We start from the raw sequence: 24,784 nt of genomic DNA, 5'->3' as shown, positions 1-24,784 counted from the left end.
GAAGAGAACCGTCAGGATGTTTCCTGACGGTCTTTTTATTTGCAATCGTGCGACCATCCCACTCAAAATATGCTTTAATGTCATAAAAACGCGAAAAAATCGCTTAAAAAACAAATAATGTGTCGATTTTTCATAAATTTGGTAGTACTATCGTAGTAGGAGAGTTACCGCTAACTATCGAAAGGATGGAAATCATGAGACGGAAATTATTAAAGATTAGTTTGTCAACGATGTTATGTGTCGGCTGTTTAGTTCCTGGCTCCGCTTTGGCAAGCACGGCTTCTATTGGTGATGCGCAAATGACGGTGATGAATCAAGCTAATGACGCACTGTTGTCGGCCATAACCGGACCTGCATCTGTGAGAGCCAGTCAACATTTCAAGGTCGTCTTTGGGCTTGCTAATGTGAAGAGCCCCGCGTACGCTCAGGATTTGAAATTTCAATATCAGGCGGATCTATATACGTTTGTTCAAGCGAAGTCGCTCATTGACGGCGTGTCGATCGTCGCTTCCGAGAACGTTGCTCCCGGGCAACTACGTCTCTTAGTAGCGAGTCAAGGCGCCGAACATCCGGTTTCGGGCAGTGCAGATGTCGTTGAACTGGAGTTCGCCTCTAAGCCGCTTTCACAAACCGCTTCCGGGTCAATAACGGCAAAATCGGTCAGCTTGGGTGATGGTGACGGGAAAGAATACCAGGCAAACGGTTCTAAGGTGGACGTACAGGTAGTTGTCCAAAGTTCTGGCGGAGGCTCCGACGACAACAACAACAACAACAACAACAACAACAATGGTGCAAGCACGGACAAAGAAACAGGTAAAGATAAAGATAAAGATAAAAGCAAAGATAAAGAAAAAATCATCGTTCAGCTAGACAAGGGGCAGACGAAAGCGGATGTTTCGTTGTCTCAAGTGTCCGGAAGCACGCTACAGATTAAAAACGGGCAAGTGGCGATTACAATCGGCAAAAGCATCATAGACAGCATTCTGGGACAAGCAGGAAATGTAGATGGAGCTTCCATACAGGTACAAATGGTCCCCGTTGCAGACAGCAATTCAGCAACTACGCCGGCAGTCGATCACTCCGCCAAAGTGAAAATAGCAGGGCAGGTGTACGAACTCAGCATCACGTTGAAAAAGGCGGACAGCAGCGAAGTGAAATTGACCAAGTTTGCAGAAGGCCTTGAGCTGTCTTTGCCAGTCGAATCGGATGTTAAGAATAAAAATCTGCTTGGGATCTACTATTTGAACGAAACAACGAATCAATGGGAGTACATCGGCGGCAAGTTTGATAAAGAATCGAATACGATCAACGTCAAGCTTTCTCATTTGAGCAAATATGCGGTTTTACAATATAACAAAGAGTACAAAGACGTACCAGCCGGTCATTGGGCGTATGATGTTTTGCAGTCTCTTTCCGCAAAGCATCTCATTAATGGCATAACCGAAAGTGAATTTAACCCGAACGGCTTAACGACACGGGCAGAGTTCACTTCGCTTCTGGTGCGAGCACTTGGGTTGCAGCCTCAAAGCAAAAGCTCCTCCTTTACCGATGTTACTGCTAATGACTGGTATGCGGGGGATGTGGCAGCGGCTACTGCGGCCGGATTAGTTACCGGGGTTACGGACAATACCTTCGCCCCGAACTTGCACCTGACTCGTGAGCAGATGGCGGTTTTGCTTGTGAGAGCCTACGAGTATAAGAACGGGAAAGCTACTCACGCAAGTAACGATCAGCACAATTATGTGGATTCGGCGAACGTTTCGGTGTGGGCGCAAGAAGCCGTTAACAAAGCTTCCGCGATCAAATTGCTGCAGGGAAGAAGCGGCGGTCAATTTGACCCGCAGTCTGAAACCTTACGCGTGGAAGCAGCGCAGGTCATCATGAATCTGATTGAGACGGACAATTAACGGAGTAACACTTCCGCTTCACCTACAATAAGATGTGTCTAGAGAACATTTTAAAGAGGTGAGGGAATGGGCGTTGTTAAAGCCAGAGACCAGGATATTAACATGCTGGCAAGGTTGCTTAGAGCCGAAGCTGTTGGCGAAGGTGAGCTAGGTATGCTTCTTGTCGGGAACGTCGGCATTAACCGAATAAGAGCGAATTGCTCCGATTTCAAAGGGATCCGGACAATTCCCCAAATGATCAACCAACCGCATGCCTTCGAAGCGCTGCTTCATGGGATGTACTATCAAAACGCTAGAGAGAAGGAACGCCGTCTGGCGCGACGGGCCGTGAATGGCGAGCGGCATTGGCCGGCCAAATTCTCCCTTTGGTATTTTCGACCGGGAACGGCCCAAGCTCCTCAGCCATGCCCGCCTACCTGGTACAATCAGCCGCACGTAGGGAGATATAAGCTTCACTGCTTTTATGAACCGACCGCGCAAGAGTGTGAAAATGTATATAATACGTTTTAATGATCGGAACGATCGTACAAAGCCGCACATGTTGCGGCTTTTTTCTTTTTTAAGAACGCTTAGGAGTGATATAATTTGTTTCGTATTGCAAAATTGTACATATTGAAGGAGTGCCATCATGCTTAGTTATAAGAACACCACATCGGAAATTTCAAATAGTGGAATTGATACAGCTATTATATCCGTAGGAGCGACGGAGCAGTTTGGACCGTATTTACCCATGCATTTGGATACGCTGATCGCAGAGCTATACGCTAATGCTTACGGAAAAGAACTAAATGCTTACGTGTTGCCTACACTTCCGTTTAATACCTCCGAAGAACATGCCAATTTCAAAGGAACTGTAACCGTAAGTCCTAATATTTTAACAGCTATGCTGGAAGAAATGATCATGAACCTGATGAGGCAAGGTTTTAAGAAGTTTTTAGTTTGCACGGGACATGGGGGCTCTTACTGGGAGGCTGCTTTCGTCAAGCATATGAATTACAAATACCCTCAAATGATCCTAATCACCTCAAATCATCATAATCATCTTGCATGGGAACATGCAGTTGAAACAGCAGGGTTACAAGGCTTAAACGAAATGCATGGCGGGCTGCTGTCCGTTTGTACAGCTCTGTGGCTTTGCCCTGAACTGGTTAAAATGAATTCAATGGGCTCGGATATCCCTTCGGAAAACCGTCTTTATGCAGATTACTTAGGATGGGACAAATTGACTAAGGACGGGTGTTGGGGAAAGTTTGAAGAAGGATGTTATTCGCAAGAAGAACTAGCTGAGAAAGGAAAAATATTTTGGACCACATTTATTCATAAAAGAGCGGAAGGTTTGAAACAAATCCTAGAAGAGGGATATCACCGAAAAACTCAAGCTTGAGTTTGGATGGCTCATTAACGGTATGGTCTGTCATCGTCAACTCTCAACGCTAAATTTATGTTATGAATTCTAACATATGTGATTGGTTTTGGTCATTTAAACAAAATATCACCCTAGATATTGCCCGTTAAAATAACGCGGTAGTAAGATGTTAGTAGTGATTATGTAATATTAATTAACACTACTATGATTCTTAACTAACTGAATGAAGTGTGAGGGGATCCTGATGATGACATCTGAAAACCAAAAAACGAACGTAGAAATCCAACTTCCCCGAGACTGTACGTTCACTCCGCAGGATTGGCATGTGTTGGCTCAATATTGGTATCCAATTGCTTTAGCAAGCGAAGTCACAGAAAAGCCGATCGGTGTAAAACTGTTGGATATGAAACTCGTATGCTACCGCAGCAACGATAAAGTGGTTATAGCTCGTGATCTTTGTTTTCATCGAGGGGCTCCACTTAGCAAGGGCTGGGTTGAGAACGGGGAAATAGTTTGTCCTTATCACGGATTCCGTTATAACTGCGAAGGCAAGTGCACCTCCGTTCCTGCGCATCCCGATGCTAAAATTTCGCCGAAATTAAAATTAATTGTCTATCCGGCAGTTGAAAAATATGGCTTGATATGGACATCCCTTGCATCCAGCGAAGAGCAAATACCAGACTTTCCAGGGTGGGATGATCCCGAATATCTAAACGTGTTGCCGCCGAGCTTCGACATTGCCGGTTCGGCCGGGCGTCAGATGGAAGGCTTTTTGGATGTATCGCACTTTGCTTATGTGCATACAGAAACATTCGGAGACCGCAATAATACGGAAGTTCCGGAATATAAAGTCAAGCGGGTAGGGAATGAATTGCTTGCCGAGTACTGGAGTACGGTTAGCAATTACGGAAAAGGTCAGGAAAATCCTGCACCTGAGGGATTTAACTGGCTGCGAGAATTTCGTGTATTTCCTCCGTTTGCCGCTTCGCTAACCGTTTATTTTCCGAACGACGGGCAGCTGAGGATTTTGAATTGTGCCTCTCCGGTATCTGCCCGTTATACACGATTATTCTGTCCGATTTCACGTAATTTCGATAAAAATGCTCCAGTGGAAGATACGATCAAGTTTAATTTACAAGTGTTTCAAGAGGACCGCGAAATGGTCGAAGCACAGACACCGGAAGATTTACCGCTTGACCTGCAGGCCGAAGCCCATATTCCAGCCGATCGCACATCGATTGCTTATCGGCAGCTTCTGAGTGAGATAGGCCTTGGAAGAACGTATACGACATAATGAAGATTTTAAAGAAGCTGCCGTGAATCAGGCAGCTTTTTTTATTTCGAGGAGAGTCATGCTTGGAAAGGCGCTGGTGAGTTCATAGTTATAAAATTCCATGTTTCAGTATCATTCATCCATTCAAGATCTGGGTGGAATTGATATAATTCTATTAAATGAAAGAAAGTTGAGAGAAAGCGTTGGTGAGCAGTTATGTCTAAAATTGAGTTCGGTATTGTGGGCAGCGGATGGAGAGCCCATTTTTATTTGCGGATTGCGAAAGCTTTGCCACAGTGGTTTGCCATCCGTGCGATGCTTATCCGAAATGAGGAACGAGCCAAGGAGATTGAGGATGAGTGGGGGGTAAAAACTTACCGTGACATGGAGTCCTTCGCTTCCAGCGGCCCTCTCGCGTTCGCGGTCGTTTCGGTAACAAGGGAAGCGGCTCCTTCGTGTATTTTGCAATTGGCGGAGAGGGGAATTCCCGTATTGACGGAAACGCCGCCGGCCAAAGAAATAGCCGACATGATCTCTTTGCATGCTTCGCTAGGCAAGCTGCAGGAGCGCGTACAGGTGGCCGAGCAATACTTGTACCAACCGCTGCATGTTGCACGGATTGCTTTCGCCAGATCGGGCAAACTCGGGGACATTTCGCATGTCCAAGTATCGGCCGCTCACGGCTATCACGGCATTAGCCTGATCCGGCAGCTGCTAGGGATTGGCTTTGAGAACGCCGTAATCCGGGGGCAGCGGTTTACGTCCCGAATCGTGAAAGGGCCGGGACGAGAAGGGCTTCCGGAGAACGAAGTGATCGGCGATTCGGTGCAGGATATCGTTACACTGAGCTTCGGCAATAAGCTCGCCTTGTTTGATTTTACAGGTGATCAGTATCATTCCTGGATTCGCAAAAATCGCATCGTCATTCGCGGAAGCCACGGAGAAGTGACGGACGAAACGTTCCGATACTTGCGGGATTATCGGACGCCCGTCTACGGCACATTTCAAAGAGTCGATACCGGTCACAACGGCAACTTGGAAGGATATTACCATCGGGGGATTGCAGCTAACGACGATTGGCTGTATGAGAATCCGTTCGTTCCCGGGCGTCTGTCGGACGATGAGTTGGCCATTGCGACGAGTCTGATGAAGATGGCCGATTATGTGCAGGGCGGACCCCCATGCTATGGGCTGGAAGAGGCGCTGCAGGATCACTATTTGGCACTCATGATGCAGGCTGCTATCGAATCGGGAGAAGAAGTCACGACAGCAACCCAACCTTGGGCAGGATTCATCTAACGGACGGAGAGGGTCTCTCGCGCTCCTACATACTAGACAAGAACCTAGCCGCTGGCTGGGTTTTATTTTTTTGGGCAAAAAAAATTTTAAAAAACTGTAAAGGCAGTTGTAGGATTATCTAAGATTTTGTAGGTGCTTCTTATAATCAAGTTCATCAAGTGTAATGTAACATAACACAAATGTCTTAAAAAATGAAAAGGGAGCAATGGTTGCAAGGATATTTATGCCTTAGAGGGGAGGCTCCATGATTTCATTCCAGCAGGTGGATAAGCATTACGGTGACTTTCATGTACTGAAGGGAATAAATCTTGAAATTAGCCAAGGTGAAGTAGTCGTTGTAATTGGTCCTTCCGGTTCCGGGAAAAGCACGCTGCTTCGGTGCATCAATCGTTTGGAAGCGATTACAGGCGGGAACTTGGATGTAGGCCATGTGAAGGTAAACGATAAAAAGACGGATATTAACAAGCTGCGCAGGGACATCGGTATGGTCTTCCAGCATTTTAACCTGTATCCGCATAAGAAGGTGATCGACAATATTACGCTCGCACCGATGAAGGTGTTGGGGATGAGTAAATCCGAAGCTGAAACGATCGCCAAGTATTACTTGAAGAAAGTCGGGATTGAAGAAAAAGCGAACCAGTATCCTTCCCAGTTATCCGGCGGTCAGCAGCAGCGTGTTGCGATCGCAAGAGGACTTGCCATGAAGCCCAAAATTATGCTGTTTGATGAGCCTACATCGGCACTCGATCCTGAAATGGTCGGCGAGGTGTTGGATGTTATGAAGACGCTGGCTCATGAAGGGATGACGATGGTTGTCGTCACGCATGAAATGGGCTTTGCCAAAGAGGTAGCCGACCGGGTGGTGTTTATGGATAAGGGACAAATTCTCGAAGTGGCCTCGCCTGCAGAGTTTTTCACCAATCCGAAGGAAGTAAGAGCGAGGCAGTTTCTTAACCGTGTGCTGAATCATTCCAATGTTGAGAGGAGTTTTGTAGTATGAGAGTTAAAAAGTTAATGACGTTAAGCTTATCGGTTGTTGCTTTATCCGCAGTTTTGTTATCGGCTTGCACCAGTGACAAGAGTGCCCCCGTTAACGGGGGCAGTGCATCTGCCGCACCTCCGGATAAGAAACCGGCCGCAGGCGCAACCATTTTGGATGAAATCAAAAGCCGTGGCAAAATGGTGGTCGGAGTTAAATACGACACGAAATTGTTCGGCTTGAAGGATCCGGCAAGCGGCAAGGTCGAAGGCTTTGACGTAGATATTGCAAAAGCGCTCGCAAAGCAAATTTTGGGAGACGAAAACAAAATCGAACTGTTGGAAGTTACCTCCAAAACGCGGATTCCGATGTTGAACAACAAGGAAATCGATATGATCGTAGCCACCATGACGATTACGGAAGAGCGGAGACAGCAAGTTGAATTCTCCGAGGTCTATTTTAAAGCGGGTCAATCCCTGCTAGTGAAAAAAGGCAGCCCCATCAAAGGCATTGAGGATGTAAAAAAAGGTACGAAGGTGCTTGCAGTAAAAGGCTCGACCTCTGTCGACAACGTAAAAAAAGCCGTACCGGACGTGAACGTTCTTGAATTCGACAACTATCAGGATGCTTTTAGCGCTCTGAAGGCTGGTCAAGGCGATACGTTAACAACGGATAATGCGATCCTTTACGGAATGGCCGCTCAAGACTCCAATTATGAAGTAGTGGGTCAGCCGTTTACCGACGAGCCTTACGGCATTGCCATCAAGAAAGAAGAGAAAGCTCTTCTGAACGCCGTGAACGAAGGACTGAAGACGCTTCATTCCAACGGCGAATACGACAAAATTTATGGGAAATGGATCGGGACACCGCCATCCAAATAAGAGAGGGTGATGTGGATGCCCAGCTTTAAAATCTTTACGGATTACTTTGATACTTATATGCAAGGTTTCCTCAATACCATTTATGCGAGTTTGATCGCGCTCGTTGGAAGCTTCCTGATCGGAACGATCGTTGCTATTTTCCGAATCACCAACAACAGGCCCTTGCAATGGCTCGGAACGGTGTACGTTGAGTTTATACGCAACATTCCGCTTATGCTGGTTGTTTTCATTTTCTTCTATGGCCTGCCTTCGATCGGCGTTACACTAAGCGGCTTCGTAAGCGGGACCATCGGTCTTATGGTGTACACGGCAGCATTTGTCGCGGAGGCGATACGAGCCGGCATTATGGCTGTACCGAAGGGCCAGACGGAAGCTGCAAGAGCATCAGGCTTAACCTATACACAAACCATGATACACGTTGTCCTGCCGCAGGCCATCAAAATCGTAATTCCGCCCCTCAGCAACCAATTTATTAACTTAGTGAAAAACTCATCGATTCTAGGGGCTTTTGCCGGACTGGATCTGATGTATTTTGCAGATCGGGTGGCGAGCAAAACCTATGCGACTTTTGATACGTATATTTTTGTCGCCTTGCTTTACCTGGTTCTGACCCTCCCTTTGAGCTATATGGCCTTGCAGCTAGAACGCAAATTGGCGAAAACCGGATAGAGGAGTGGACACATGGATATTGCAAGCGCGTTTTCCAGTCATAACTTGTTGTTTATCTTTGAAGGTCTCTACATTACGCTGAAAATTGCTATTATTGCCATTATATTCAGCTTTCTTATCGGCGTTATTATGGGGACGCTCCGATATATGAAGATACCGGTGCTATCCCCGGTCATTGGTGTCCTCGTTGAATTGATCCGCAATTTACCGTTATTGCTGATTCTTTTTTTCACCCGGTTTGCGCTGCCGGACATTGGGATCAAACTCGGTGTGGAGAGCTCGGCGGTTGTCGGCTTGGTGGTATTTGAAGCTGCAATGATTTCCGAGGTCGTCCGCAGCGGCTTGAATTCGATTGACCGGGGGCAGATTGAAGCGTCGCGTTCATCGGGATTGACGTATGTGCAGACGCTGTGGCATATCATTCTTCCTCAAGGACTCCGCCGGATGATTCCGCCGATGGTCAGCCAGTTTATTTCTTTATTAAAGGATACCTCGCTTGCAATCGTCATCTCTTTGCCAGATCTGATGCATCACGCGAAAATTGTCATCGGTCAAAACTATAACTATACGATACCTATTCTGGCTTTGGTGGCACTTTTGTATTTCATTGTGAATTATTCGCTGTCGCTTGCGGCGAAACGGATGGAGAGCAAGATGATCTAAGAGCAGGAATGCAGGCAAAGCTGACTTCTTTTTCAAAAGAGAGGTCGGCTGTTTCTTTTAAAAGTGATTAAGTATTTATTAAGTTTTCCAAATCAAGTAAAATCAAGGATAAGCAAATTCATCAACTCGCCTATATGGCTGGCTGTCAAGGAGCGGATCATTGGTGGAATGGATGCAGCACCGTTTCAAAAGCGAAAGCATGCGGATCATCTTTATTGCCATACTTGTAGCTATAGCGGGTGAGTTCAAAGTGACTCCTTTTAACGGGGAGTTGTTTCGAATCGGGCTCGGGAGCAGCACATTTCTGCTGCTTCTGCTCTTGATGCGGCAGCTGCCTGTCATGAAAACGGGGATGATTGTAGCTGCGACGGTACTGATTTTTCGCATGCTTAGCGATCTGGTAACGATGGATCAATTTGATTGGTTGGTGAGCTCCCGCAAGCATTGCTCTTCCATGCTTTATTACATGGTTTTCGCGCTTGGGATGCGCTTGATCCAGCAGAGGTTGGAGAAGCTGCACCCGCTTGTTCTCGGGGTTTGTATTTCGGTCATCGATTTTGTATCTAACGAATCGGAATTATTGGCCCGAAGCTTCGTCTTCCATCAGCCGTTCATCCCTTCCGGGCAATGGATGCTGATTGCTGTAATCGCCGTCATTCGCAGTTATTTTACGATTGGGCTGTACAGTAGCATTACCGTCAGTCAGATGCGGATTCTTCATGCCGAGCAGCAAAAGAGGATGGAGCAAATGCTAAGTATCGGCAGCGGCTTGTATGGAGAGGTTTTTTATATTAAAAAGTCGATGGATACCATCGAACAAATTACGGCCAAAAGCTACAATCTATACTGTCAGCTGCAATCTTCAGGCGGCAAGGAATTCAGCAGGCCGTTCTTGGAAATCACACAGCAGATTCATGAGGTCAAGAAGGATTCGCAGCGGATACTGGCGGGTCTTATGAAGCTGTCCGACCGCGAAACCGCTTCGGAATTAACATTGTCGGAAGTTGTACAGTTTGTCGTAAAGTCTAATTACGAGTACAGTGAGATGTTAAATAAGGAAGTCCGGATGCTGGATGAGATGTTGACGGACTATACCACCTCGCACTACATTCCTCTTTTAACCGTACTCGGAAATTTGGTGTCCAACGCGGTGGAATCCATCGTTCGGCAAGGTCTGATTGTCATCAAGGTTTTTGAATACCGGTCTGAAACGGTGCTGGTCGTAACCGATACGGGCCCGGGAATTGACGAGCACGATAAGGACATGATTTTCAAGCCGGGATTTACGACCAAATTTAACCAGGAAGGCGTCGCGGCAACGGGAATCGGGCTTTCCCATGTTTGGGATATTGTATCCTCCTATGGCGGGGAAATACGTCTGGAGTCGAATAACAAGGCGCTTGAAACAAGCTTTATCGTACGATTTCCAACCGTTGCCCTGAAGAAAGGAGTCTCCTAATAGTGCTTACTTATTGTATAGTCGATGATGATGCCGTCAGCAGACGCATGCTGCAAACGATTGTTGAGAATAGTGAGCTTGGCGAGGTTGTATCGACAGCAGGGAGCGGCGTGGAAGGTACCCAGATGGTGCTGCAAACACGTCCCGATGTGGTGCTGATTGATTTGCTCATGCCGGATCAAGACGGAATTGAGACGATCGTCGGGCTGAAACGAGAAGGCTATCAAGGCAAGTACGTGATGATTTCCCAGATCGAGAATAAAGATATGATTGGCAAAGCCTACCAGGCTGGTGTCGAGTTTTATATTCAAAAACCGATCAACAGAGTGGAAGTGGCAGCGGTATTAAAGAAAGTGTGCGAGCAGTGGAAAATCAATCAATATTTGAGGGAAATCAAGGATTCGCTCGCGAAGCTCGATGTTTTCAACCGGGACGCTGGCCCTACGCGCAAAAAGCCCACCGTCCGCGAGACGGTGCAGCCGATCCTTATGGATTTGGGCATACTAGGCGATGCAGGTAGCAGAGATATTGTTGATATTATCGAGCACTTGATTCAGCATAGTAAAGTGGAGGCGCTTCCTCCGTTGAAAGAACTGTATGAGGCGGCGGCCAGGGTACATAAGTCGGATAGTTTGGAAGTGGAGCGAGAGGTAAAAGCGGTGGAGCAGCGGATCCGTCGGGCTATCATGGCGGCATTGGCCCAAGTGGCCAGTATCGGGCTGAGCGATTATGGCAATCCGAAGTTTGAGCACTATGCACCCTTGTACTTCGATTTTCAAGATATTCGTCTCAAAATGAAGGAAATCGATGAGGACCGCATGCAGGATAAGGGGAAAGTGAATATTAAAAAGTTCCTTCAGGTGCTTTATTTGCAGACGCTTGATAAGATGAACGAAAATTAGTTGAATGGAGACAAGATTATACCAATAGATGATTTTCGTGTGAAGGTTATGATACGACGTGTATCTAGTTTTTGAATCCTGGAAAGCCTTGATCAACAAGGCTTTTTTTTATTGAAATCTGCCACTTCAGGGGGTTAAAAGTTTTATAAAAATAATGTAAAGGTATGTTGTAGGATTATCTAAGTTTTTGTAGGTGTTTCTTATAATAAAAAATATCAAGCGAAATAAAGCATGATAGTGAGTAATGAAAGAAGTAGGGATAGTTTTGTAAGTTTTATGTTACAAAATGTATCCAGCCATTGTTTGGCCAGGATGATTTGCGCTTTCTACAACAAATGGAATGCGCTTACATTTTAATTATCCAGTTGAGGAGGAAGGAAATGAAAATTTTAAAAAGCAAGCCGTTCAAAGTACTGAATGCATCCGTGCTCGCCTTCACACTTGCCGCAGGGTTGGCCGTTACGTCCGCTGCTGCGGAAACAGGTTATTGGCCGACAGCCAATCCTACCACACCAAGCAATCCGGGGGTAAGCCAAACGTATTACCCGAGTCCGGTTCCAGCCGGAGTTACTGCGAAAGAGTTTTTCAACACGCCGGCATTCAGCTCTGCAGACAGACTTCAATTTACAACACAAGAAGAGATGATGGCGTTTATCCAAAATATTGCCCAAACGAATCCCAACGCGCATCTTGAAATTTACGGAAAGTCCCCTCAAGGAAGAGACCTGCCTCTGCTGTTATTTACCAAGGATACGCCTGAACAGGTGAGAAAGGAAAAGAAAAAACCATTGATTTGGATTCAAAACCAAATCCATGGGAATGAGGCATCCGCAACCGAAGCAGGCTTGCTTATCGCGAAGTGGATCACAGAAGGAAAATTCGGTGACATTCTCGACAAAATTAATATCATTATCGTTCCACGTGTTAACCCCGACGGATCATTCTTATTCCAACGCGGGGTGACGCTACCTACAAACGGTACTGACGCCAACCGCGATTTTATTAAACTGGAGACACCTGAAATTCAGGCGCTGAATCAAGCAAGCAGCAAATACATGCCGGATGTTTACCTGGATACGCATGAATACAACACGGCAGTCGCATCTCGCAGCTCTTCGTTCCGCGGTCCGGACAGTCCGATCAGCAGTACGGATTTCGCATGGTCTTATCACGATCTCGAAATTACATCAGGCAAGAACTTGAATATTAACAACAGCATTCGCGACATGTCGCATAACGATGTTCTCCCTAAAGTTCGCGAGATCTTAAGCGGTAAAGGCATCAGAAGCACGGATTATTTCACGACGGCTTCCTCTGGAACCGCTACGAAGAAAGCGGTGTTGACCGAAGGCAGCACGGATTCCCGTATTGGCCGTAATGCGAATGGAATGAAACAGGCGCTATCGTATCTGATTGAGTCTAGAGGAATCACAATCGGCAGGTACGATTACGAGCGCCGGGTGTTTGCAACAGCATCTGCTGCTGCCGCATTTATCGATGTAACCGCTAATAATGCGGATCGGATTAAGCAGGCAACAACACAAGCTCGTGAAGACCTGATTAATAAAGGTAAAACGTACGATCCGAATAATAAAGTTGTCATAGACAGTATGAATCCGCAGGAAGAGCGTTTATTTAAAGTGATCCGCGATTCCAAATTAGACGTAGTCGAAGTGCCGATTATTTGGGAAAGCGCGACAAAAGCGGTACCAACATTGGAAAGAGCGCGTCCGACTGCTTACATTTTGCCGGAAACGGAAGAGACTGCTGTTGCTGTGAAGAAGCTTGAGACGATCGGTCTGAAAGTTGAAAAGCTGACCAAAGAAGTTCAAACTTCAGTCGAAGCTTATACCGTAACGTCTGTAAAAAATATTTCCGGTACAGATCCGATTGAGAAAGAAGTAAAGACGAGTGTAAGCGAAGCGACGAAAACGATTCCTGCCGGCAGCTATGTGATCAACATGGATCAAGTGCTTTCCTCATTTGCTGTCATGGGACTTGAGCCTGAGTCTCCTGAAAGTTATGCGACATACGGCTTTATCGCTTCTACAGTAGGAAAGGAGCTTCCGATCTATCGCTATATCAAAAACGATCGCTTACCGACTGCCTTGCCTCCGTCTGTAAAAATTAACGTCAACGATCCAGTTCTGATCGGAGCGGATATTTCGGTCGGCTTAAGCCTCAGCAATCTGCCTGCTAACGTAAATGCAGAGCAAATTAAAGCTCAATTCGATTCGAATTTGTTTGAGTTTGTTTCCGCAAGCGCTGCAAATGACAAATCAACCATCATTGCAGAGCCAGTCGTTAATGGCGGTACTGTTCATTTGCTCGTAGCAAATCTAAAAGGTTCGATCAGTGGCGATCAAGACATCGTGAACCTGGTGTTCAGAGCAAAAGCTGCAGGAGCCGGCAATCTCCAAATAAGTGCAGAAGTCGGTATCGGTACGGATGGAACCGAAGTTAGCGCCGGATCAGCATCGCAAACGGTAAACATCGTCACTGTTATTTACGGCGATGGAGACCTGAACCAAAACGGAAGATACGATATCGGCGACCTTGCTATGGTTGCTTACTACTATGGCGCTAAAGCAGGCGACGCTAATTGGGATGATGCGAAGAAGGTCGACGTCAACAAAGACGGCAAAATCGATATCGATGATCTTGCATTCGTGGCTTCTAAAATTCTTCAGAACTAATTTGATAATGGTGGAGAGAGGCAGTCAATTGGCTGTCTCTCTTGCTCGTATTTTTGAGTTACAGCGGGCGGAATGCTTCGATTGGAAAGGATTGACAACAGGCATCTATGTGTATACAATATGAATGAATCATTCATATCGAGGTGTGACGTGGCTGACGCAAGACTTCATAGCATCTATTTTCATGCAGGCAGGCTTTTCAATACAAAACGGTACGCGAATACGAAAGTATCAGAAATTGCTACCGCGGCTGGTGTTGCCACCGGTACGATCTACAATTTGTTTACAAGCAAAAAGGCTATTCTCACCTTTGTCATTCGCGCGGCAGTGGAGAAAGACTATCTCGACTCCGATATTTCGCTGCCGGTCGATGAGGCCGACATGAACCATTTGAATGAGCTTTGCGTGAAGCTCTATGACCGGATCTTCAACGATATTTTGCACATCGCGGACGCGAACGGATCGATCACCAAGCACTTCAAGCAGATGGTATCGGATATTTTCGATATGAGTGCTGACATCCTTCTTGCAACCGGAAATATCGAAACGAACGCGAATATTCTTCGCGAATTGGCAAACGCCTTTTTCCCCGCGAAGGATAGGTTCTTCCAAGTTTTCGAGCATAACTTGACGATCTACATGGAAGCCGGCGAAATCCGGAAATTGGATTACCCGCGCGTCCACGTGCAATGCATCAATGATATTTTGACATGGTGGGCAATGAATGCCAACATCGTAATGCCCGAAATCTCGGTGCCACGCGATGCAGCCCGTGAAATCGCCGTCGATCTTGTGACGAGAGCTTACTTAATCGACTGCAAGTGACATAACGACAATGTTCTGGCACGCTTCGGCGTGCCAAACTTAATGAATATTAATGGATGAATTATTCATTCATCGAAAAGGGGGTGTGGGAATAAAGGGCCGTTAAGAGAATCAAATCGACAGCGATACCGGTATTACGGCATCAAACTCAGCACGCACGCCTTAGCGTGCTAAATTTTGTGAATGAAAATGAATGAATTATTCATTCAATGAGGAGATGGGTACATGAGTGTAGACAGTATGCCGGATACGCATGAAGCAACCCCAAGCACAATACAAGTCATGCGGCGTTATTTGTCAGTCAATGCGAAACACACCTCAGTTCTTACATCAACGATCCTATTCTCCGTGTTAACATCTGCCATATTATGCATCATGACGCAGTGCCTTCGTGCAATCATTGATGATTATGGCGCAACGGGCACAATCATAAACAAGCAGACGGCACTTCTCTTATTATCGCTCGCGATGTTTATTCCATCTCAATATTTGCAGCAATTTCTCGGAATCAAATACGGTGAGCTGTGTGAGCGTACAATGCGCGACAAAACGTTTGCAGTCGTGACCCGGATTGACAAACAGACCCTTGATTCCCAACGGATAGGTGACATCCTAACTCGCGCGAATAGCGATCTAGGCCAAATCAACGGGGCTTTGCTAAATTATTACTCGGTGCGGCTACCGCAGCAAATTATCGGCCTCGTGGCGCTTATCGCATCTCTCCTAATAAGCTGGCAATTAACGCTATTTTCGCTAGCCATTGTGCCGGTTATCGCATTGTTGCAAATAAAAATCTCGGCTCCGTTAACTCGTTTCGTCATACAGTGGCAGCAAGCGGCCGGTGAATCACTGTCCATTGCGAATAACTTGATGGGCGGCTACGAAGTCGCAAAGGCGTACAATTTGGGCGAACGATTGCGTCACCGGTACGACGCAGTGGTGGATCGAGCAGCCATTAGCGGAATTAATGCCAACCGTGCGACAATATTGCTCTCCCCGTTGGGTAAGGTATTGTTCTTCCTACCGCAAATCATCATCTGCGGATTCGGCGTGTATTTGGCAAGCATCCATCACATCACTTCCGGCGGCGTCATGTCGGTTATTATATTGAGTGTTTTCATCGGAAACCCGATCGGAGACTTTTCATCCGTCTTAGCAAATTTCAAAACAGCGCGCGGTTGCGCCTCCCGCGTATTCGAGCTGTGGGATCTGTTGCCTGAACCAACGGGCGGAACGGAAATGAAGCCGAAAGGAGACGCTATCCTGTTCGATAACGTTGTGTTCTCGTACCCGGATAAGCCGCCCGTTTTAAACGGGTTATCCTTCTCCGTCAAGCAAGGCGAGCATATTGCGCTCGTCGGCGCAAGCGGTTCGGGCAAGTCAACCGCGATTAAACTGCTCATGGCGTTATACCGTAAGCATGGAGGCGAAATTTCGCTATTCGGCCATGCCGTAGAGGCGTGGTCGACGGACTCGCTTCGCGAACATATCTCCTATGTGGGGCAGGATACGTATCTGTTTGCCGGAAGCATAGAGGACAATGTGGCATTAGGAAATCCAGGCGCTACGAACGCTCATATACAAGCCGCGATCGACGCCGCGCTGCTAAACGATGTCGATGTGAAACGTGAAATTGGCGAACGTGGGCTTCGTCTTTCCGGTGGACAGCGGCAACGGGTCGCGATTGCCCGCGCGATCGTGAAGGACGCTCCGCTTCTCTTGCTTGACGAACCTACCTCCGCGCTTGATACACAAAGGGAAGCACTGGTTTCGGAAGCGCTTCGGCGACTCATGCGTGGACGCACCACGATCGTTATTGCGCATCGGTTGTCTGCCCTTCGTAATATCGACCGTGTATTATGCCTGCAAGACGGTCGAATTGCGGAAAATGGTACGCATGAACAACTGATGACGTTACAGGGCGTATATTATCGACTCTATAAATCGCAGGAGGCGGACACATGAAATCAGCGATTGACAGTATCCGGCACACCTTTCGAATGATGGCATGGTCTTGGCGGTTTATCTGGTCTTGGCGAACGCGTTTTCTTCTATGCTCCATGCTCAGCATTCTGCAAAACGCATGGATGTCGATCACCTCCGCCTATTTAATCGGACAAACGACGGCGCACGCCGCAACGGGCAATTTTGCAGCGATGCTGGAAACGATCGGCATTGTTGCCATCACAGTGGTCGTAGGTATCATCGTCATTACTGCTGTAAATTTCCATACGTCACGAATACATGTCCTTGGCCTTGCACAGATACGCAAAGCGCTGTTTGCAAAATTGACCGCGATGCCCGCAGCGGAAGCGGATCGGCAGCTGTCCGGCGATTTGGCCGCTCGCATGAGCATGGATGCGGAACGCACGGCCGTCTTTTTCGGTTCCATGATGACCGGCGATCGCAGTTTACTCGCCATTCCTGTCAGCATCCTGATATCCACGGTCATTTGTATCGTGATGCAGCCTGCCATCGGCATGATGAATCTCGTATTTGTATTCATTAGCATCTATGCGAACCTAACGTGCATTCGCAAAGAATATACGTGCAATACGAAACGAACGGGCATTATGTCGACCCTGACGCAGCGAATGATCGACATGATCGCAGGTAGCATCGTCGTGCGTATGTTTGGGCTTGCTTCGCATTTACGGGAACAATACGAGACCGATTCCGGTACTGCTTATACTTATGCGATGCGAGGCGCTAAGTATAACGCTATGCGCTCATCGTCGAGTTCTGCCATACAATGGAGCGCGATCGTTTTTACGCTTGTCACGGGGAGCGTGTTCGTTCATATGGGCATGACCGATTTAGGAACCGTGGTGTTCATCGTGCTTATGCAGTCGCAAATCAATAATGACGTGCTGTTGATGACCAACTCGTACCATCAGCTGCAATACGCAACGATTGCCGCGGTGCGCGTTAAGGAAATACTTGACCGTCCCGAAGAGCGAATGCGAGAAAATACGGCAAAGGCGGACGCAAACGCGGAGCATGCGATCGATATGAGATGCGTCACGGTGTCGTACGATACCGATTTTCCCGTTATTAACAATATGTCATTGCAAGTCAAAAACGGCGAAAAGCTGGCAATTGTCGGCGGCAGCGGCGGAGGCAAGACGACGCTGGTACGCTATCTGATGGAGCTCGCGGAAGCTGACAGTGGGGACATTCAATTATTCGGGCAACCGCGCGGGCGGTATTCACAGGAAGCGGTAAGAGGGCTTATCACGTATGTACCTCAAAACTGTTATCTATTTGACGGTACGATTAGAGAAAATATCGCATGGGGCAATACAAAAGCAACCGATGACAGCATTTGGCATGCCGTTCATGAAGCAGGTTTGGCGGAATTGATCCATCAGTTACCTGACGGTTGGGATACGCGTGTCGGCAAACATGGTGTACAATTGTCCGGCGGTCAGCGCCAGCGTATCGCCATAGCACGCGCAATGGTGAAAGATGCGCCGCTGTTGCTACTTGATGAAGCTACATCCGCGCTGGACGGCGAATCGGAGGAACTCGTTCAACAAGCCTTGGAACGGCTAATGGAGGGACGCACCGCGATTGTGATCGCGCATCGTTTATCGACGATCCGCAACGCAGACCGAATAATCGTCATAGAGAACGGAGAAGCTGTGGAAGAAGGGAACCATGATCGTTTGCTGGCGAGCTCCGGGAGATACGCACAGCTCTATCGATTGCAATATGCGTAAGACAAACGAAGTCCGCGGAAAAACGCGGGCTTTTTTTAGTTATTGATTCCGAGGATTCCGGTGGAGCGGCATGTCGAACGACAAGAAAATAGCCGATTCAAACCCGCATAAAGAGCGCGGGTATTTGTTTTCAATCGGTCAAGTTCTTGTCGCGCATGAAAGACAAGAACTTAACCCTTTTGTGGACGGGCGACAAGAACTTGACCCTTTTGTCGAGGGAAATAATTATCCCCGCGATGATCTACTCCCGATCGCTGAAGTAATGGGCAGGAAAGTTTAACCATTTGGCGAATGCTATTAACAGAATCAACTTTCCGAATTGATAGCAAACAATCCGTAACGATGGGAGAGAAATCCATGATTCACCGTTTTTTCAAGGACGATGTTGGTTACGAGAATTGGTTCGCGAAGAATCCAGAAGGCTTAGTGTTAAACGTGTATGAAGAGAATGCGACATCGGACAAGATGCACTTGGCTAGCTGCTTTTATCTTCGATCAGAGTGCGATGAGGGTCGTCGAACTAACTCATACGAAAAGGTTTGCTCTGACAACCTTGAGGAATTGTCGGATGAAGCAACCAAGATCGGCATGAAACGCAATAAAGTTTGGGCATTCTGATGTTTTCTTAACACTTAACCCATCGCATTAATTCATTAAACTAACGCAGTTAATAAAGTCAGTCACAAGTCGAATAGTAATATCTCGTTGCAGTAATCCCAATAGAAGGAGAAAATAATTTGAGTTACGATCTTACTATCCACTTAAAGGATATAAATGATAGCATTATACCAGAATGGTTGTCTGAAATTAGAAAACTTAATATAGACGCAGAAATACATCCTGCTTTCTCATTCAATCATCATTCAGGTCTTCTTCCATTCAAGGTCATCATATACGATTGTCCGAACAGAAGTCTGAATAATATCGCATTAATGACAGGCTTTGAATTGTTTGTTAATCGTATTGAAAAAAAGAGTAAAAAGGAAACCTTTATCTCAAGGTTATTTGGCAAACAAAAACCATTGAGTTCAATTGAGAGGAAACTAAGAGAAGCGGACGTTGAAATAAGCATTTACATAAGTACTCAGGATAGCTTTGAATTTAGGATGGGATGGTATTCAGCGGCTACGCTCGCTTCTTTATGTAATGGTGTCTTAACTGATTTACAGGAAGGTATTCAATTAGAAGGAAAGCAATTAATTAGACACGCAATTGATGTTGTTTTGGAAGATGAGAGGCTAATTAATGAAGGCGACTGGAAAGTACATGAATTTAAAGAATGGTTAGGTTAAAAATAGGATTAAGATAATTGAGCTAACGGGACACGATAGTATAAGCAAAATGACAGTCTTGTAGAGAAAATTTTAGTTCGGTCCATTAACGGGTGAAAATGTGTTTTCCAAGTGTAAAGGAGGAATCATTCATGATAACTTTGATTCGTGCAGTATTATTACTGTTAATCAGTGCCCAAATTTTAATGGCTTGTTCAAAAGATACCACTACGACCACAAAAACTATTAATTATGTGAATGAGAAGTATAAATTCTCCCTTACGTTACCATCCAAATGGAAAGACAATTATGATGTTGTTGAACTCAAGCATGAAGATATTATGGCGTTCAGATTCCTTACAAAGGTTGGAAAAGGCGAATTATTTAGAGTTGAGGTTTGGCCTAAAGATCAATGGGAAACCAATGGGATCGAACTAGCTAAAATTATTCACATTTCTAAAATTGGTGAGCTAGGTGATACTGTTTATGCATTTGACACCCCAACGGATGTGCAATACGATCCCAATAATCAGAAAGATAAAGAACAATACACATTGTTGGTAAGAGATGTCGAGCAGATAAAAGTTAGTTTTGAGGTTAAGAAATAATCCTTGAAATTCTTCTATCAGGCTGTATTTAATATGTAGGCTGATACGGCGATTGATCAGTAGCCCAATTATGCTAATGGGTAACGATAGTTGAGGAGCCGCTTTGGCAATTCTTTTTTGATTCCATTGAAGTAAAAGGAAGATTGAAATGAAATAGTTCAGGGGGATTTCAATTTGAATTTAATAGAATGGTTGGAAGATTGGTATTTATCACAGTGTGATGGAGATTGGGAACATTGTTATGGACTGAAAATCGGAACGCTTGATAATCCTGGTTGGAGTGTCAAAATAAACATTCAAGAAACTACTTTAGAAAACAAACCATTTGAAGGTTTGGTCAAAGAAAGAACCGAGCATGATTGGATACATTGTAGGTTGAAAGAAGGGTACTTTGAAGGGTTTGGTGGTCCTAAAAATTTAAGGGAAATTCTTTTAATCTTCAAAGATTGGGTAGAATTGAACTAACGTAGAACTATAGCTCAGGAGCTGCATTGAAGCAGCTCTTTTTTGATTCCATTAAAGTAAACGGGCAGTTATGCGTAACTTCCAGGGAATGTAAACATCTAAATAACGTAAGGAACGAGGAGGCAGACAATTCATGGGAGGAACGAATGTATGGGATGCGGAGTGGGAGGTTAACGAAGAGCAGGCGCGGACGCTGATCGGCAGACAATTCCCTCAGCTGTCATCGAAGCAAGTGAAGCGATTGGGCTGGGGCTGGGACAATACGGTTTTTCTCATCGGTGACGAGTACGTGTTCCGGTTTCCAAGAAGAACGATTGCAGTTGGCTTGATTCGTATGGAAGGGAAGCTGCTGCCGAAGCTGGAGGCATATATGACCATCCCCTATCCGAAACCGTTGTTTTATGGCGAAGCAAGTGACGAATACCCGGCACCATTTCTTGGCTATGCCTACGTGCCAGGAGATTATTTCCCAATCGGTTTGACGGAAGAACGCCGGGCTTTATCGGCAGAGACGCTGGCGAAATTTTTGCGGAGATTGCATGAGTTTCCGGTGCAGGCGGCGCTGAATTGCGGAGTTCAGCAAGATCATCGAAACTTGACGGACATAGCATCGCGCAAAGTGAAATTGGAGGGCTTTCTATCGAAGGTGGTTGAACACTTGTCGCCGGAGGAGTCCGGCGTGATCGAAGCGTATATTAGCAGGCTGCAAAAGGACCGTGTCGAAGCGGTGAATGCAGTGCTACATGGCGATCTTCATTTCAAAAATATGCTTGTGAATGAGAACGGGATCGTTTCCGGCATAATTGATTGGGGCGATCTGAGCGTAGGCCATCCGGCTTGCGATTTGAGCGTTGCGTATAGCTTTTTACCACCTTACGCTCGCGGCGTGTTTTTCGAAACGTACGGAGGAGCGGACGAGGAAACGAAGCTGCTGGCGCGGCTGATCGCGGTATACATCCCCATACTGATCTTAATGCAAGCGGTCGATGACGGGAATGAAGCGATTGTGGCAGAGGCGAAATCCAACATCATGCGGGCAATGTCGGATTAGGCTCATTATTTCGTTGCGGCTATGGGGCTATGGCTATCGGCACCATTTTGTCGTTTAAAGGCCGCGATAAGGTACGATCCGCCTTCTCTGATGCCGCTTTATGTTGAGGAACACGAAATTCACCAGAGTAAGTCGTTGCGCTAACGAAGAACGATAGCGCGGCGATGGAACCGATCTGTCGCTTGTTTTAGTTTATCATGACCTATGCACTTCGGTTAATCTATGGTAGTTTTCCCTGTGATAAAATCAAGGAAGATAACGAAGCGATTCGTAGTCTTTACATAGGAGGTTTTTCGTGGATAACCGATATGACGAACTCTATAAAAAGGCGCAAGCCTGCGGCCAGGAGCATATACTCAGGCTTTACCCGTCGCTTTCCGAAGCTTCGAAGAACAAGCTGCTGGATCAGATGGAACAGCTGGATTTTGCCGCGCTCCTCGAGCTTTTTCATCATATGAAGCAGCCATCGGTAAGCACCGACGGCATTTCGCCTTTGGAAGCTTACGATTCGGAGGATTACAGCGAGGAGGAGCGGAAGCAAATGACCGAGACCGGCTGGGACCGGCTTCGTCAAGGCAAGGTCGCAGCGCTTGTCGTCGCCGGAGGGCAGGGAAGTCGCCTGGGGCATGAAGGACCGAAAGGGACGTATAACATCGGGCTGCTGTCAGGAAAGTCGCTGTTCCAGCTGCAGGCCGAGCGCTTGCTCAACTTGTCCCGGAGAGCCGGCCGTTCCATCCCCTGGTACATTATGACCAGCCCGGAGAATCATCAGGATACGGTGCGATATTTCCAGGCATCAGAGTATTTCGGTTATGCCCTGGACGACATTTTCTTCTTCCGGCAAAATGTCCTGCCGGCACTGGATTCCGTAGGGCGCGTCCTGCTCTCCGCTAAGGACGAAATCGGCCTTACCCCCAGCGGAAACGGCGACGTCTTTGCTTCCATGAAGCGGTCCGGAGCCTTGGACGACCTGAAACGTCGGGGAGTGGAGTGGCTTTTCTATTACAATGTCGATAATGCCTTGATCCGAGTCGCCGATCCGCTGTTTATAGGGGCTGCTGCGCATCATAACCATCCGATTGCCACCAAAGTCGCGGAAAAAGCCTACCCCGAGGAAAAAGTCGGCATTCTTTGCCTGAAGGACGGTAGACCCGCCGTCGTGGAATACATGGACGTGCCTAAAGAGCTAATATACGAAACCGATAGCTCTGGCCACTTGACCTACGGGCTGGCCAACCTTTCAATCCATCTGTTTCGCACAGATTTTATCGAACGGCATACGGATACGAATATTCCTTATCACGCCGCCCATAAAGCAGTCAAATACATAGACGATCAGGGCCATCCGGTCCAGCCAGATTCGCTCAACGCTTTTAAATTTGAAAAATTTATCTTTGATTTCTTCCCGCTCGCCGAACGCATGACGGTATTGAAAATACGAAGAGAGGAAGAGTTCGCCCCTGTCAAAAACAAGGAGGGCAAGGACAGCCCGGCGACAGCTCGCCGACTTGTGCAGGATTTGTATAAGCGGTGGCTCCTGGAGGCAGGCGTAGCCTCCTCCGTGCTGGAAGGCCGGGATATCGAAATTTCCCCGTTGGTTTCTTATGCGGGGGAGGGACTGACTCCGGAAGTTTTGAAAGCTCTTCTTGACGCACAGTTTAACTGAATGGTTAGCATTATTGATTGCAAAATGGATGGCTTTATCGGTTGCCGGCCTATAAATTTTTTATTGTTGAAGCAACGGAGACATGATAGTAAAGGAGCTTACCTCGCGGCAGCTCCTCTTTTTGTTCATTCAAGTAACGGGCAGTTTAACGCAACTTTGGTCTACTTCATGCTTTCAATCATATAGAGAAACCCAAAAAACCTACTATCTGGAATATCGACTTATCGGAGGCCTAACCTGAACAACACATGGCAAAAATAATAAAAAGGAGATAAAACAATGAGACGTTCCATTCTTATCTTTTTGATATTGTTCATTACCTTTTTAACAAGCTGTTCAACGAAAGCAGATAATCGCTTTAATGATAATGATATTAAGATTAGTTTGTTAAATCAGGAGATAAATGATGAATATAGAACTTATTCAATTGAAGTAAAGAATACAGGTATATTAGAGATTAATTATTTGAATTTCTATTTGTATTATCCTGTAATCTTGGCAAACGGCTCTAAAGGAAATCCTTTTAAAATTGAAGGAAAGTCTGACAGAAGTAAATCAATAAAACTTAAATCAGGAGAGAAGATTACATACAGTATTTTTGCACCGATAAAAGAGGTGTTTGGAAATTCAACTTTATTAGATTTTGATAATCCAAATGTTGAGCTGAATGGATTAGTACAACAAGGGAAAGAGGATATTCCATTTGGAATGAGTGGAGGATATTTAAATATGAAGTAATTTTGTTCGTAACTCGAAGAGGAGTGAGACTTATATAAAACTCCGTATTCACGAATCAGGTCCATTCGGCTCATTTATTAAGTTAACGGTGAACGATAGTTCAATAACGCAGCCTGCCGCTGTTCTACTGGCCGCCTTCATCGTGCCGATCGCATATAGGGCATGTATCGATCTATTTGGAAAAACCGGTGGAATTCGGCAACGAGTTCGAATAGCCGCGTATAACCTTACAGGATGGAAAGGAGGCGTTCGCGTTGGGTGGTTTTCTACTCGTGTTGCTTGGGCTTTTCAATGCGTTGTTTCCGTATCCGGCGTGGTACCTTTCAGTCGGCTGGCGCATCAAG

General features: G+C 46.3%; 23 protein-coding genes. All 23 read left to right on the top strand.

Annotated features, from left to right (window positions below; translation table 11 throughout):
• The first annotated feature begins 194 nt into the window (after positions 1-194).
• The 23 genes from AC3WRW_RS25685 (at position 195) to AC3WRW_RS25575 (ending at position 24,440) form a co-directional block, all read left to right on the top strand.
• Complete coding sequence (locus AC3WRW_RS25685; RefSeq protein WP_492549079.1) at positions 195-1,907, top strand: S-layer homology domain-containing protein; 1,713 nt, start codon at positions 195-197, stop codon at positions 1,905-1,907.
• 66 nt (positions 1,908-1,973) lie between these two features.
• A complete protein-coding gene (locus AC3WRW_RS25680) occupies positions 1,974-2,417 on the top strand; it encodes a cell wall hydrolase (RefSeq protein ID WP_492549078.1) in 444 nt (147 codons plus the stop codon).
• A 118-nt stretch (positions 2,418-2,535) separates the two neighbouring features.
• Positions 2,536-3,291, top strand: a complete 756-nt coding sequence (locus AC3WRW_RS25675; RefSeq protein WP_492549077.1) for a creatininase family protein — start codon at positions 2,536-2,538, stop codon at positions 3,289-3,291.
• Positions 3,292-3,520: 229 nt separating this feature from the next.
• A complete protein-coding gene (locus AC3WRW_RS25670) occupies positions 3,521-4,567 on the top strand; it encodes a Rieske 2Fe-2S domain-containing protein (RefSeq protein ID WP_492549076.1) in 1,047 nt (348 codons plus the stop codon).
• A 195-nt stretch (positions 4,568-4,762) separates the two neighbouring features.
• Entirely contained in the window at positions 4,763-5,845 is a 1,083-nt protein-coding gene (locus AC3WRW_RS25665; protein WP_492549075.1) for a Gfo/Idh/MocA family protein, read from the top strand.
• Between the two features lie 244 nt (positions 5,846-6,089).
• A complete protein-coding gene (locus tag AC3WRW_RS25660; RefSeq protein ID WP_492549074.1) occupies positions 6,090-6,845 on the top strand; it encodes an amino acid ABC transporter ATP-binding protein in 756 nt (251 codons plus the stop codon).
• Entirely contained in the window at positions 6,842-7,705 is an 864-nt protein-coding gene (locus tag AC3WRW_RS25655) for a transporter substrate-binding domain-containing protein (protein ID WP_492549073.1), read from the top strand. Before AC3WRW_RS25660 ends, AC3WRW_RS25655 begins: the two co-directional genes overlap by 4 nt.
• 15 nt (positions 7,706-7,720) lie before the next feature.
• The gene (locus tag AC3WRW_RS25650) at positions 7,721-8,374 is read left to right on the top strand and encodes an amino acid ABC transporter permease (protein WP_492549072.1); all 654 of its coding nucleotides are present in this window, start codon (positions 7,721-7,723) and stop codon (positions 8,372-8,374) included.
• A gap of 12 nt (positions 8,375-8,386) precedes the next feature.
• Positions 8,387-9,037: an amino acid ABC transporter permease gene (locus tag AC3WRW_RS25645; RefSeq protein ID WP_492549071.1), complete on the top strand. Its 651-nt coding sequence runs from the start codon at positions 8,387-8,389 to the stop codon at positions 9,035-9,037.
• Positions 9,038-9,209: 172 nt separating this feature from the next.
• Positions 9,210-10,496: a sensor histidine kinase gene (locus AC3WRW_RS25640; RefSeq protein ID WP_492549107.1), complete on the top strand. Its 1,287-nt coding sequence runs from the start codon at positions 9,210-9,212 to the stop codon at positions 10,494-10,496.
• Between the two features lie 2 nt (positions 10,497-10,498).
• Positions 10,499-11,398, top strand: a complete 900-nt coding sequence (locus tag AC3WRW_RS25635; RefSeq protein ID WP_492549070.1) for a response regulator — start codon at positions 10,499-10,501, stop codon at positions 11,396-11,398.
• Between the two features lie 380 nt (positions 11,399-11,778).
• Positions 11,779-14,094, top strand: coding sequence for a M14 family zinc carboxypeptidase (locus AC3WRW_RS25630; protein WP_492549069.1), 2,316 nt, complete (start codon positions 11,779-11,781; stop codon positions 14,092-14,094).
• Positions 14,095-14,214: 120 nt separating this feature from the next.
• Positions 14,215-14,919 carry a TetR/AcrR family transcriptional regulator gene (locus AC3WRW_RS25625; protein WP_492549068.1) on the top strand — a complete coding sequence of 235 codons (705 nt, stop codon included), beginning with the start codon at positions 14,215-14,217 and terminating at the stop codon, positions 14,917-14,919.
• A gap of 225 nt (positions 14,920-15,144) precedes the next feature.
• On the top strand, positions 15,145-16,884 hold the full coding sequence (locus AC3WRW_RS25620) for an ABC transporter ATP-binding protein (RefSeq protein ID WP_492549067.1): 1,740 nt from the start codon (positions 15,145-15,147) through the stop codon (positions 16,882-16,884).
• Positions 16,881-18,641 (top strand): ABC transporter ATP-binding protein, encoded by a 1,761-nt coding sequence (locus AC3WRW_RS25615; RefSeq protein ID WP_492549066.1) that lies wholly within the window; start codon positions 16,881-16,883, stop codon positions 18,639-18,641. The genes AC3WRW_RS25620 and AC3WRW_RS25615 overlap by 4 nt, the downstream gene beginning before the upstream one ends.
• Before the next feature lie 70 nt (positions 18,642-18,711).
• Positions 18,712-18,921 (top strand): hypothetical protein, encoded by a 210-nt coding sequence (locus AC3WRW_RS25610; RefSeq protein WP_492549065.1) that lies wholly within the window; start codon positions 18,712-18,714, stop codon positions 18,919-18,921.
• An 11-nt stretch (positions 18,922-18,932) separates the two neighbouring features.
• Positions 18,933-19,259, top strand: coding sequence for a hypothetical protein (locus AC3WRW_RS25605; protein ID WP_492549064.1), 327 nt, complete (start codon positions 18,933-18,935; stop codon positions 19,257-19,259).
• Between the two features lie 119 nt (positions 19,260-19,378).
• Entirely contained in the window at positions 19,379-19,933 is a 555-nt protein-coding gene (locus AC3WRW_RS25600) for a hypothetical protein (RefSeq protein WP_492549063.1), read from the top strand.
• A gap of 131 nt (positions 19,934-20,064) precedes the next feature.
• A complete protein-coding gene (locus AC3WRW_RS25595) occupies positions 20,065-20,520 on the top strand; it encodes a methyltransferase (protein ID WP_492549062.1) in 456 nt (151 codons plus the stop codon).
• Between the two features lie 174 nt (positions 20,521-20,694).
• On the top strand, positions 20,695-20,985 hold the full coding sequence (locus AC3WRW_RS25590) for an immunity 53 family protein (protein ID WP_492549061.1): 291 nt from the start codon (positions 20,695-20,697) through the stop codon (positions 20,983-20,985).
• A gap of 133 nt (positions 20,986-21,118) precedes the next feature.
• A complete protein-coding gene (locus AC3WRW_RS25585; protein ID WP_492549060.1) occupies positions 21,119-22,036 on the top strand; it encodes a phosphotransferase in 918 nt (305 codons plus the stop codon).
• 295 nt (positions 22,037-22,331) lie between these two features.
• Positions 22,332-23,702: a UTP--glucose-1-phosphate uridylyltransferase gene (locus AC3WRW_RS25580; RefSeq protein ID WP_492549059.1), complete on the top strand. Its 1,371-nt coding sequence runs from the start codon at positions 22,332-22,334 to the stop codon at positions 23,700-23,702.
• Between the two features lie 279 nt (positions 23,703-23,981).
• Positions 23,982-24,440: a hypothetical protein gene (locus tag AC3WRW_RS25575; RefSeq protein WP_492549058.1), complete on the top strand. Its 459-nt coding sequence runs from the start codon at positions 23,982-23,984 to the stop codon at positions 24,438-24,440.
• Positions 24,441-24,784: the final 344 nt, after the last annotated feature.

This window comes from Paenibacillus sp. FW126-R14 (genome assembly GCF_058789495.1).
This window is presented reverse-complemented; position numbering and strand designations above follow the sequence as displayed.

What these genes read in the sequence shown, in the direction of transcription:
- AC3WRW_RS25650 (WP_492549072.1), top strand. Translation starts at nt 7,721, where the DNA reads ATGCCCAGCTTTAAAATCTTTACGGATTACTTTGATACTTATATGCAA.
- AC3WRW_RS25645 (WP_492549071.1), top strand. Translation starts at nt 8,387, where the DNA reads ATGGATATTGCAAGCGCGTTTTCCAGTCATAACTTGTTGTTTATCTTT.
- AC3WRW_RS25605 (WP_492549064.1), top strand. Translation starts at nt 18,933, where the DNA reads ATGCTATTAACAGAATCAACTTTCCGAATTGATAGCAAACAATCCGTA.
- AC3WRW_RS25585 (WP_492549060.1), top strand. Translation starts at nt 21,119, where the DNA reads ATGGGAGGAACGAATGTATGGGATGCGGAGTGGGAGGTTAACGAAGAG.
- AC3WRW_RS25655 (WP_492549073.1), top strand. Translation starts at nt 6,842, where the DNA reads ATGAGAGTTAAAAAGTTAATGACGTTAAGCTTATCGGTTGTTGCTTTA.
- AC3WRW_RS25660 (WP_492549074.1), top strand. Translation starts at nt 6,090, where the DNA reads ATGATTTCATTCCAGCAGGTGGATAAGCATTACGGTGACTTTCATGTA.
- AC3WRW_RS25680 (WP_492549078.1), top strand. Translation starts at nt 1,974, where the DNA reads ATGGGCGTTGTTAAAGCCAGAGACCAGGATATTAACATGCTGGCAAGG.
- AC3WRW_RS25665 (WP_492549075.1), top strand. Translation starts at nt 4,763, where the DNA reads ATGTCTAAAATTGAGTTCGGTATTGTGGGCAGCGGATGGAGAGCCCAT.
- AC3WRW_RS25625 (WP_492549068.1), top strand. Translation starts at nt 14,215, where the DNA reads ATGAATGAATCATTCATATCGAGGTGTGACGTGGCTGACGCAAGACTT.
- AC3WRW_RS25685 (WP_492549079.1), top strand. Translation starts at nt 195, where the DNA reads ATGAGACGGAAATTATTAAAGATTAGTTTGTCAACGATGTTATGTGTC.
- AC3WRW_RS25595 (WP_492549062.1), top strand. Translation starts at nt 20,065, where the DNA reads ATGATAACTTTGATTCGTGCAGTATTATTACTGTTAATCAGTGCCCAA.
- AC3WRW_RS25675 (WP_492549077.1), top strand. Translation starts at nt 2,536, where the DNA reads ATGCTTAGTTATAAGAACACCACATCGGAAATTTCAAATAGTGGAATT.
- AC3WRW_RS25620 (WP_492549067.1), top strand. Translation starts at nt 15,145, where the DNA reads ATGAGTGTAGACAGTATGCCGGATACGCATGAAGCAACCCCAAGCACA.
- AC3WRW_RS25575 (WP_492549058.1), top strand. Translation starts at nt 23,982, where the DNA reads ATGAGACGTTCCATTCTTATCTTTTTGATATTGTTCATTACCTTTTTA.
- AC3WRW_RS25630 (WP_492549069.1), top strand. Translation starts at nt 11,779, where the DNA reads ATGAAAATTTTAAAAAGCAAGCCGTTCAAAGTACTGAATGCATCCGTG.
- AC3WRW_RS25615 (WP_492549066.1), top strand. Translation starts at nt 16,881, where the DNA reads ATGAAATCAGCGATTGACAGTATCCGGCACACCTTTCGAATGATGGCA.
- AC3WRW_RS25610 (WP_492549065.1), top strand. Translation starts at nt 18,712, where the DNA reads ATGTCGAACGACAAGAAAATAGCCGATTCAAACCCGCATAAAGAGCGC.
- AC3WRW_RS25640 (WP_492549107.1), top strand. Translation starts at nt 9,210, where the DNA reads ATGCAGCACCGTTTCAAAAGCGAAAGCATGCGGATCATCTTTATTGCC.
- AC3WRW_RS25670 (WP_492549076.1), top strand. Translation starts at nt 3,521, where the DNA reads ATGACATCTGAAAACCAAAAAACGAACGTAGAAATCCAACTTCCCCGA.